At 67.0% G+C, this 10,119-nt stretch carries 11 protein-coding genes; 3 read left to right on the forward strand and 8 right to left on the reverse strand.

Annotation, left to right across the window (positions count from 1 at the left end; all coding sequences use genetic code 11):
- Both N5E02_RS18360 and lepB read right to left on the reverse strand, forming a co-directional pair.
- On the reverse strand, window positions 1–1,246 hold a 1,246-nt coding region (locus N5E02_RS18360), incomplete at its 3' end, for an MFS transporter (RefSeq protein WP_279946581.1).
- 124 nt (window positions 1,247–1,370) lie between these two features.
- A complete protein-coding gene (gene lepB, locus N5E02_RS18365; RefSeq protein WP_164093672.1) occupies window positions 1,371–1,997 on the reverse strand; it encodes a signal peptidase I in 627 nt (208 codons plus the stop codon).
- Between the two features lie 244 nt (window positions 1,998–2,241).
- On the opposite strand from lepB, the gene N5E02_RS18370 reads away from it, so the two are divergent.
- Both N5E02_RS18370 and N5E02_RS18375 read left to right on the forward strand, forming a co-directional pair.
- Window positions 2,242–2,643 (forward strand): hypothetical protein, encoded by a 402-nt coding sequence (locus tag N5E02_RS18370; protein WP_279946582.1) that lies wholly within the window; start codon window positions 2,242–2,244, stop codon window positions 2,641–2,643.
- 3 nt (window positions 2,644–2,646) lie between these two features.
- Window positions 2,647–3,093: a 3-dehydroquinate dehydratase gene (locus N5E02_RS18375; RefSeq protein WP_004153636.1), complete on the forward strand. Its 447-nt coding sequence runs from the start codon at window positions 2,647–2,649 to the stop codon at window positions 3,091–3,093.
- A 117-nt stretch (window positions 3,094–3,210) separates the two neighbouring features.
- Here the strand turns inward: N5E02_RS18375 and dcp are convergent, their stop codons facing one another.
- The 3 genes from dcp to arfB form a co-directional block, all read right to left on the reverse strand.
- Window positions 3,211–5,367: a peptidyl-dipeptidase Dcp gene (gene dcp, locus N5E02_RS18380; protein WP_164093673.1), complete on the reverse strand. Its 2,157-nt coding sequence runs from the start codon at window positions 5,365–5,367 to the stop codon at window positions 3,211–3,213.
- Window positions 5,368–5,477: 110 nt separating this feature from the next.
- The gene (locus tag N5E02_RS18385) at window positions 5,478–6,080 is read right to left on the reverse strand and encodes a lysophospholipid acyltransferase family protein (protein ID WP_005420754.1); all 603 of its coding nucleotides are present in this window, start codon (window positions 6,078–6,080) and stop codon (window positions 5,478–5,480) included.
- Between the two features lie 4 nt (window positions 6,081–6,084).
- A complete protein-coding gene (arfB, locus tag N5E02_RS18390; RefSeq protein WP_005420755.1) occupies window positions 6,085–6,516 on the reverse strand; it encodes an alternative ribosome rescue aminoacyl-tRNA hydrolase ArfB in 432 nt (143 codons plus the stop codon).
- Window positions 6,517–6,649: 133 nt separating this feature from the next.
- On the opposite strand from arfB, the gene N5E02_RS18395 reads away from it, so the two are divergent.
- Window positions 6,650–7,183, forward strand: a complete 534-nt coding sequence (locus N5E02_RS18395; protein WP_005420757.1) for a DUF2059 domain-containing protein — start codon at window positions 6,650–6,652, stop codon at window positions 7,181–7,183.
- Window positions 7,184–7,258: 75 nt separating this feature from the next.
- Here the strand turns inward: N5E02_RS18395 and N5E02_RS18400 are convergent, their stop codons facing one another.
- From N5E02_RS18400 to ubiB, 3 genes are all read right to left on the reverse strand, one after another.
- Window positions 7,259–8,002 carry a pseudouridine synthase gene (locus N5E02_RS18400; protein ID WP_139726599.1) on the reverse strand — a complete coding sequence of 248 codons (744 nt, stop codon included), beginning with the start codon at window positions 8,000–8,002 and terminating at the stop codon, window positions 7,259–7,261.
- Between the two features lie 86 nt (window positions 8,003–8,088).
- Complete coding sequence (locus N5E02_RS18405; protein ID WP_065185663.1) at window positions 8,089–8,640, reverse strand: O-methyltransferase; 552 nt, start codon at window positions 8,638–8,640, stop codon at window positions 8,089–8,091.
- 32 nt (window positions 8,641–8,672) lie between these two features.
- The coding region (gene ubiB / locus N5E02_RS18410; protein WP_279946583.1) for a ubiquinone biosynthesis regulatory protein kinase UbiB at window positions 8,673–10,119 on the reverse strand (1,447 nt) is incomplete at its 5' end.

Genomic DNA, 10,119 nt, shown 5'->3' on the forward strand with positions numbered 1-10,119 from the left:
CCGGCTGCGGCGCGCGCTGCTGCAGTGCCCAGACGATGCCACCACCGATCAGGGTCAGCACGGCAGCGAACAGGCACACACCCAGCCAATCCCAGGCCGCATAGGCCAGGCCACCGACCCCGCCCAGCACGCTGGACCCGAGGTAGTAGGCGAACAGGTACATCGCCGAGGCTTCGGCGCGCATCGTACCGGCGCGGCTGCCAACCCAGCTGCTGGCCACCGAGTGGCCGCCGAAGAAGCCGAACGTGACCAGTGCGATACCCAGTGCCATCGCACTCAGCCACGGCATTGCCAGCAGTGCGATGCCCGCGCCGATCAACGCGAACGAGATCGACAGGATGCGGCCGCGCCCGTAGCGCGTTGCCTGCTGGCCCATCCACGCCGAACTGAAGGTGCCCACCAGGTAGACACTGAAGATCAGGCCGACCACGGTCTGGCTGAGGTGGTAGGGCGGCGCCAGCAGGTGGTAGCCCAGGTAGTTGTAGAGGGTGACGAACACGCCCATCAGCACGAACGAGGTGGCGAACAGCCACGGCAGGCCCGGGTCGGCGAACAGCATGCGCCAGCGCGACGGCAACTGGCGCAGGCCGTCACGACGGGGATGGAAGTGGCGCGACGGCGGCAGCTGAAGCCACAGCAGCACCGTGCTGGCCACCGCGATGATCGAGACCACGCCGATACCCCAGCGCCAGCCCCAGTGGTCGGCGATGATGCCGGCCAGCAGGCGCCCGCTCATGCCACCGATGGCATTGCCGCCGATGTACAGGCCCATCGCCAGGCCCAGCGCACGGCTGTCCATTTCCTCGACCAGGTAGGTCATCGCCACCGCCGGCACGCCGCTCAGCGCCAGGCCGAGCAGCGTGCGCAATACCAGCAGCGTGGTCCAGTCATCCACCAGCGCCGAGCTCAGCGACAGCATGGCCGAGGCCAGCAACGCGACGATCATCAACGGGCGGCGGCCGACCGCATCGGACAGCAGACCAGCCAGCAGCATCGCCACGGCCAAGGTGCCGGTGGTCAGCGACAACGACATGGCGCTGCCGGCGGCGGACACGCCGAAATGGCGGCTGAACTCAGGCAGCAGCGGCTGCACCGTGTACAGCAGGCCGAAGGTGGAAAAGCCGGCCAGGAACAGTGCCAGCGCGGTGCGACGAAAGGCCGGTGTGCCCTGCTGGATGCGGGTCTCGGCGCTGGGGTCGACAGTGGGGGGGCGGCGTTCGACGGCCGCCGCGGTTTCGCCAGTCATGGGATCGATGGGCCGGTGGGGGCGGCCAAGCGCGGGAGGGAACGGGCCTCAGACTAGGCCCGTCTATCCAGTCGATCCATAACCTGATAGGTCATGATTGATATACGAGAAGTATCAATTCAGCTTACAGGCGCTGCCACTCGAAGCCGTCGCCCCGGCGGTAGTACACCGCCACCGCGCGGCCGTAGAGCTTGTCGGCGTCGACGAAGCCGAAGAAGCGGCCATCGAAGCTGTTGCCGCGGTGGTCACCCAGCACCAGCACCTTGCCAGTCGGCACCACCAGGTCGGCGATGTCCGGACCGCCGCCCATGTCCAGATCAAGGCGGGCACGTCGCTCGCCGAAGGCTTCCACGTCCTGCAGGTCGGCCATCTGCAGCGGCTGCCCGTTGATGCTCAGATGGCCTTCGCGCATCTGCACATGGTCGCCCGCCACTGCCGCCACGCGCTTGATCAGGCGGGTGCCGTCGGCCGGTGAATCGAACACCGCCACTTCACCACGCTGCGGAACGCCGGTGGTCATCAGTTCCTTGCCGGTGAACGGCAGGCGCAGGCCATAGGCACGCATGTCCACCACCACCCGGTCGCCGGGCTGCAGGGTCGGCTGCATCGAACCACTCGGCACCACGTAATGGTTGGCCAGGGTATCGCGGGCGGCGGCGAGCAGGCCGAGCATCACCAGCAGCGGCAATGCTTCCTTCTTCAGCCAGGCCACGGCGCGTTGGGAAAAGGGGGGACGGGCAACAGCATCCATGACAGGCTCCGGTTGGGTGGTGGCTGCATCAGACCACATCCGGGCGCAAGAGGTTCCCGCGCCGCGCTCCTGTAGAGCCGAGCCTACGCTCGGCTGCTCTGCGCCCCAGTCCTGGCAACCCTGGCGCTGCAAAAGGGGTTACGCAGGTTTTACGCCCCGGCCCGGCCGCGGGCATCGCACCTTTACGGGCAGCACGCGCATCGTGTGCCCACCGCGCCACACGGCGCATTCCGCAAGGTGTTGTATGACCCTCCTGGTGATCCGCCACGCCTCTTCGTCGGCACCGCGTCCCCAACTGCCGGCACAGCTGGCCGGCCATCGCGTGCTGTGCAGTGACTGCGCCAGCCTGTCCGAGGTACGCCGGTGCCTGTGCCAGCCGCAGGCGCGCTCGGCCGACTGGGTACTGCTGGATGTCGGTGCCGCCGACGAGGCGCAATGGCAGGCCGAAGGTGGCGCGCTGCAGGCGGCGCTGGAACTGCTGCCGGCGCAGTACATCGAGTTGCAGGCGCCCAGCGAACCTGGTCTGGATGCACGCCTGCGCCTGCAGCACGGCCCCGCCGCCGTGGTGGTCGACCAGCGCAGCCAGCAGGCCGGTTACCCGTTGTCGCTGGCCATTGTCGGCCGCCGCCTGGCGCAGGAGGGCTGAGTCATGTCGATCTTCATCATCCGCGGCCCGGAAGCGGCCGGCGCCCTGATCCGCACCGCGATGCCGCTGCCGGCACCGGTCCTGAAGTCGCTGGTGCATCGCGCGATCGACGCCGGCACCAGCGTGGCGATCCGCGCCTGCGGTTCGGAACAGGAACTACTCGATGCGCTGCGCGTGGCCGACCACAGCCGTGGCGAGGTGACGCTGCTCGATCCGGGTGCGTGTGCCAACAGTCTGCGCCTGCAGCGGCTGCTGCCCTATCTGCACAACGCGTACGTAGAGGTGCATGACGACGGCGCAGTGGCCGAACCGTGCCTGCCGGCCGGTGTCGGCCAGCGCCTGGGCATTGCTGCTGGGTATGGCGCGCAGAGTTATGTGCTGGCGCTGGATATCGCGCTCGATCACCTGGGCCTGGCCGAGCAGGCCAACCGGGTGCACGTGGGGACGTGATCCGCTTGTGTAGAGCCGAGCCCATGCTCGGCTGCGTCTCCAGAAAAAGCCAGCCGAGCATGGGCTCGGCTCTACACAAAGAAAAACGGCGGGGTTGCCCCCGCCGCTTTCTGTTTCTTACTTCAGCCCGCGGAACTTCAGCAGCGGTTCCACCGACGGGTCCTTGCCGCGGAAATCGCGGTACAGGGTCGACAACTCCACGCTGTTGCCGCGCGAGAGGATCTTGTCGCGGAACTCCTGGCCGTTGGCCGCCGTCAGGCCACCGTGTTCGGTGAACCACTGGTAGGCGTCATGGTCCAGCACTTCGGCCCAGAAGTAGGCGTAGTAACCGGCCGAGTAACCACCACCCCAGATGTGGTCGAAGTAGGTGGTGCGGTAACGCGGCGGCACCTGCGGCAGGTCGACCTTGAACTTCTTCAGCGCGCTGGCTTCAAAGGCACCGACATCCTGCAGCGGCGCATCGGCCTTCTGCGTGTGCCAGGCCAGGTCGAGCAGCGCGGCCGACAGATACTCGGTGGTCGCATAGCCCTGGTTGAAGCTGCGCGCCTTGAGAATCTTGTCGACCAGTTCCTGCGGCATCGCCTCGCCGGTCTTGTAGTGCTTGGCGTAGTTGGCGAACACCTTCGGGTCCAGTGCCCAGTGCTCGTTGAACTGCGACGGGAACTCGACGAAGTCACGCGAGGTGGCGGTGCCGGCGATCGACGGGTACTTCACGTTCGAGAACATGCCGTGCAGCGCATGGCCGAACTCATGGAACATCGTGGTGACGTCGTCGAAGCTGATCAGCGCCGGCTGGCCGGCGGCCGGCTTGGTGAAGTTGCAGACGTTGTAGACCACCGGCTTGGCACCGGTCAGGCCGTCCTGCTCGACGAACACGTCCATCCAGGCGCCGCCGGACTTGCTGTCACGCTTGAAGTAGTCGGTGTAGAACAGGGCCAGCGAGGTGCCGTCCTTGTCGAACACTTCGTACACCTTCATGTCCGGGTTGTAGGTCGGAATGTCGGTGCGCGGCTTGAAGGTGATGCCATACAGCTGGGTGGCGGCGTAGAAGACGCCGTTCTGCAGCACGTTGTCCAGTTCGAAGTACGGCTTGATCTGCGACTCGTCCAGATCGTACTTGGCCTTGCGCACCTGCTCGGCGTAGAAGTCCCAGTCCGAAGCGGCGACCTGGAATCCGCCCTTCTGCGCGTCGATGACCTTCTGGATCTCACCGGCCTCGGCGCGCGCCTTGGCGGTGGCGGCCGGCACGGTGTCGGTCAGCAGCTTGAGCGCGGCAGCCGGAGTCTTGGCCATCTGGTCGCCCAGCTGATAGTCGGCGAAGGTGTCGAAGCCGAGCAGCTTGGCCTTCTGCGCACGCAGCTGTGCCAGGCGCTGCACGGTCTGCCGGGTGTCGTTGGCATCACCGCGCTCGGCGCGGGTTTCAGAGGCCTTCAGAACGGCGGCACGCTGGTCGCGATCGCTCAGCGAGCCGAGCACCGGCTGCTGGGTGGTGTTCTGCAGCGGCAGCAGGAATTTGCCATCCAGCTTGCGGTCCTTGGCGGCGGCCGCAGCATTGTTGATCGCGCCCTCGTCCAGGCCGGCCAGCTTGGCCTTGTCGTCAACGACAACAGCCGCAGCGGCGGTCGCGGCCACCAGGCGGGTGTGGAACTGGGTGGAGAGCGTGGTCTCTTCCACGTTGAGCTTGCGCAGGGTCGCCTTGTCAGCGTCGGACAGCTGCGCACCGGCGCGCACCAGGCCATCGTAATAGTGCTCGACCAGGCGCTTCTGCACCGGGTCCAGCCCCAGCGTGTCACGCTGGTCGTACAGCGACTTCACGCGCGCGAACAGCTTCGGATCGAGGTTGATCTCATCCTGGTGCGCGGCCAGCTTCGGCGCCACTTCTTCCTGGATCTTCTGGCGCGCATCGTTGGTGTCGGCCTGGACCAGGCCGAAGAAGATGCGCGACACGCGGGTCAGGGTCTCGCCGCTGCGCTCCATCGCCACGATGGTGTTGTCGAAGGTGGCCGGCTCGCTGCTGTCGGCGATCTTGCGCACGTCGGCCAGGTGCTGGCGCATGCCTTCTTCGAAGGCCGGCAGGTAGTCGCTGTCCTTGATCTTGTCGAACGGCGGCGCCTGGAACGGCAGCGTGCTGGCGCTCAGCAGCGGATTGGTGGAGGCTTCGGCCGGCTGCGGGGCCGGGGCTTTCTGGGCATCGGTCACGGGGGTGGACTCCTTGCCGGAACAGGCCGCCAACGCCAGGCTGATGGCGGCGGCCAGGACTACGGTACGCGACATGTAAAACGCTCCTTGGGCAGACGGTATGGATACCAGCCCTCCACCCTACTCCTGTCGCGCTCGCCCGGCATGTGCCGGACGTGGCGTCTATGCGGCGGCCTGCGGCCGGCTCAGACCGTGCCGCGGGTCTTGCCGATCCAGGGCCGGTAGAACTCGCGGATGGCAGCCATGTCGGCCACATCGTCGCCACTCGGGGTGAACAGCGGACCGATGCCGATGGTCTTTTCCGGATAGTGGAAATACGCGGTCAGGATCGGCACGTCGGCCATCCGGGCGATCTTCAGGAAGCCGGCCTTCCACTCCTTCACCGCCTTGCGGGTGCCCTCGGGCGTGATGGCGAACCACATCTTCTCGTTGTTGCGCAGCAGGTCCACCGCCTGGCCCACCGTACCCTGTGGCGAGCTGCGATCGAGCGGAATCACGCCCAGCCGGTGCAGCAACGGGCCCAGCGGCCACCAGAACAGCGACGCCTTGCCCAGCACCTTCACCTTCATGCCGAGCGCGATCTTCGCTGCCATGCCCCACAGCCCGTCCCAGTTGGACGAATGCGGGGCGATGATGAAGACCAGCCTGGGGATGTCAGGCAGGGTGCCGGTCACCTTCCAGCCCCCCATGCGCAGGGTGCAGCGCGCCAGCCAGCGCAGGAAGGCGTTGGGTTTGACCTGCGGCATCTGCGGCGGCACGGCCGGCAGCAACGAAGTCGGGTTGTTCAAGCAATCACTCCCAGTCACGTGATGAGCGCCCGCGCTTGATCTGCGCGCGCCCGCGTTTGGCGTCCAGACGACGCAGTTTCGACCCGAGGGTCGGCTTGGTGGCTTTGCGCGGTTTGGGCACGCTCAGCCCGGCCTGGATGAAGGCCGCCAGCCGCTCGCGCGCATCCTCGCGATTGCGATCCTGGGTGCGGAAACGTTGCGCGTCGATGACCAGCACGCCTTCGCCGGTCATGCGCCGGTCACGCCGCGCCAACAGCCGCGCGCGCAACGGTTCGGGCAACGAGGGCGAGTTGGCCACGTCGAAACGCAGTTCCACCGCAGTGGACACCTTGTTGACGTTCTGGCCGCCGGCGCCACTGGCGCGCACGAACCGCTCGACGATCTCGCCGTCGGGGATTTCAAGCTGCGCGCTGATGGTGACCGGTCCACTGCCCATCCGCGCATTGTAGCGGCAGCCACGTGGTGGAGTGCGCCATCGCGCCCCGTATGCCGCCGATCAGGCGCCGAACACGCCGCCTTCGCCTGGGCTGCAGGTATGCTGGCGGTCCCATGTACCGCAGGAAGCCCGCATGACCCGCTTCGCACCCGCCCTGCCGTCCCTGCTGCGCCGCGCCGCCCTGCTGCTGGCACTGGCCACGGCCAGCGTCCCGGCCCTGGCCGCCCCGCCGACCGACGGCGACATCAACCGCCTGCTGTCGGCCTCGCGCGCGCAGAGCATGATCGACACCATGGTGCCGCAGATCGAAGCCATGCAGCAGCAGCAGTTCCAGCAGGTGGCCGCGCAGCGCCAGCTCACCGCCCAGCAGCAGGAGCAGCTGAAGCGGATCCAGGCGCGGACCAGCCAGACCCTGCGCCAGGCCATGTCGTGGCAGCAGCTGCGGCCGATGTACGTGGACCTGTACAAGAAGACGTTCAGCAAGGAAGACGTGCTGGCGATGGCCGAGTTCTACGAGAGCGCGGCAGGCCAGAGCCTGCTGGACAAGACCCCGGCACTGATGCAGAACGTGATGGTGGCCATCCAGGCGCGCATGCAGCCGCTGTTTGCGGACCTGCAGAAAGACCTGGAAGCGATCGTCAACGAGCCGGAAAAGAAACGAGAATGAGGTAGTGCCGGCCGCTGGCCGGCTCCCCAGTACACCTGGAATCACGCAGCTGCCGGCCAGCGGCCGGCACTACCGTCAAACTGCGTCCACCTGCCAGCCGAACAGGTCCAGTGCCTTCTGGAACTGGCGGTCCAGCGGCGCACTGACATCCACGTTGCCGCCCTCCGGATGCGGAAAGCGCAGGCGCTCGGCGTGCAGCAGCATGCGGTGCACGCCCTGCATGCGGAAGATGCGGTTGTGGCGCCCATCGCCGTGGCTGGTATCGCCGATCATGTGATGTGACAGGTGCTTGAGGTGACGGCGGATCTGCCGGAAGCGCCCGGTCTGCGGCTGGCAGCGCAGCAGCGCGTAGCGCGAGCTGCTGAACTCGCCCACCGGCACCGACAGCTCGCCAGTGGCCAGGCGCTGGAAATCGGTGATCGCCGGCTTCTTCACCGGCTTGCCCGGCCCGCCGTCCAGATCATGGTCCACCCGCCAGGACAGCTCGGCCGGCCAGCCTCGGCAGACTGTCAGGTAGTCCTTGGCCACTACGCCACCCATCAGTGCCTTGCCCAGCGAACTGGCGGTTTCGCGGTCGAAGGCCAGCAGCAGGCAGCCACTGGTGGCCCGGTCCAGGCGGTGCACGAGGAAGATCGGCCGCCCCAGCTGCTCACGCAGGCGGTCGGCCAGGAAATCATCTTCGCCACGGGCCAGCTTGCTGTCGTGGACCATCAGCCCGGCAGGCTTGTTGACCACGGCCAGGCGCTCATCCAGGTGCAGCAGCTGCAGGGGCGCGGTTTCAGTCTCGACCGCGGCGAGGGTGTCAGGTTCGGTACTCACCGCGGGATTATAAGGGTGCCCTGTATGGGGTCAGATCCCTTTTCCACGGGAAAAAGGGATCTGACCCCGGGTCTGTGGCGTGGCAATCAGGCGTTGCGCACGGCCAGCAGTTCGCCGTTGCCCACCGGCACCACGCTGGTGCTGAAGTCCGGATCGGCATCCAGCAGCAGGCACAAGGGCTCCATCTCTTCCGCGTGCGAGGTGGCGTTGTCCACCACCAGCAGGCCCCCCGGCCGCAGCACGCGGCGCAGCTGCGGCCACCAGCCGGCGTACTGCCCGCGGTCCGAATCCAGGAACAACAGGTCGATGCAGCCTTCGCCGGCCTCTGCCAACCACTGCCCGGCATCGCCATGCACCAGCGTGATGTGCGCGGCCAACCCGCTGCGCGCGAACGTGGATCGCGCCAACGCCACCTTGTCCTCGGCGACTTCCAGCGTGGTCACGTGGCCGTCGATGGCGGCTGCGGCTTCGGCCAGCCACAGCGTGGAGTAGCCATTGGAGGTGCCGATTTCCAGTACCCGTCGCGCGGTGCCGAAACGCACCAGCACCGACAGGAATTCACCGGTATCCGGCGTGATGTTGAGCATGCGCCGAGCGCGCTCGGTTTCATGCGCGTCGTTTTCAGCACCGAAGTGCATCAGTTCGTTCTTCAGCGTCTGCAGCACCGGGTCTATCTCCACCACGCGCGCGCCAGCGCCAGCGCGCCGACGGCACCGGACACCCAGCTCCACATCGGCAGGTCGCCCCAGTACCAGCCCGGTGGCTGCAGCACGTACATCAGCGCGGCGATGGCCAGCAGGCCGACGCCGGTGATCGCGCCGACCGCGCGCCTCTGCAGGCGCTGCACGCTGGCATCCAGCGCAACCAGATCGCGCGAGCGCATCGCCAGCTCGTGGCGCCCCTCCACCTGCTGGGTCAGCCAAGCGTGTACCAGGCGCGGCATGTCCGGCGCGTGGGTCATGATTTCCGGCAACCGCTTGCCGATCTCGCGCACCACCCGGCGTGGGCTGTAGCGCTCGCGCAGGATCTTCGCCAGCACCGGCTTGGCCACCGCCCAGATATCGATCTGCGGATCCAGCTGCCGGCCGACACCTTCGATGTTCAGCAGGGTCTTCTGCAGCAGGATCAGCTGCGGCTGCAGGGTCAGCTGGTAGCGCTGCGCCACGCGGAACAGCTTCATCAGCACTTCGGCCAGCGAGATCTGCGACAGTGGGCGGGTGAAGTACGGCTCGCACACCGAACGCACGGCCGCTTCCAGATCATCGATGCGCACGTTGTCCGGCATCCAGCGCGCCTGCACATGCAGTTCGGCGATGCGGCGGTAATCGCGGTTGAAGATGGCCATGAAGTTCTCAGCCAGGTAGTACTGATCCTCCTGCGACAGCTGGCCCATGATGCCGAAGTCCAGCGCGATGAATCGCGGGTTGGCGCGGCGGCCCGGATCGGTGTCGACCCAGATGTTGCCGGCGTGCGCATCGGCATGGAAGAAGTTGTCGCGGAACACCTGGGTGTAGAAGACCCGCACGCCCTTGGCGGCCAGTGCCTTGCGGTCGATGCCCGCCTTGTCGAGCGCGGCGATGTCGTCGGACGGAATGCCCCACACGCGTTCCAGGGTCAGCGCGCGCTCGGCGGTATGGCTCCAGATCACTTCCGGCACATACAGGTCGTCGCTGTTCTCCCAGAAGCGGCGCAGCACGCTGGCATTGGCGCCTTCGCGCTGCAGGTCCAGCTCGGCGGCGAGGGTGTTCTCGACTTCGGCCACCACTTCGCGCGGTCGGATCTTGTCGGCACGCGGATGGGTACGCTCGACCAGCGCGGCCAGCGAGTTGAGCAGGGCGATGTCGGCATCGATCTGCTTCTCGATGCCGGGGCGCAGTACCTTGACCACCACCTGGCGGCCATCGGCCAGCGTGGCCGCATGCACCTGCGCGATCGAAGCCGAGGCCAGTGGTTCGGTATCGAAGCTGGCGAACGCCTCGCTGACCGGCAGGCCAAGCGCTTCCTCGACAATGCGGCGCGCAGTGTCACCGTCGAACGGCTTGACCCGGTCCTGCAGCAGGGTCAGCTCATTGGCCACATCCGGCGGCACCAGGTCGCGGCGTGTGGAGAGGATCTGG

The sequence above is a fragment of the Stenotrophomonas sp. GD03777 genome (assembly GCF_029842485.1).
Taxonomy (GTDB): domain Bacteria; phylum Pseudomonadota; class Gammaproteobacteria; order Xanthomonadales; family Xanthomonadaceae; genus Stenotrophomonas; species Stenotrophomonas sepilia.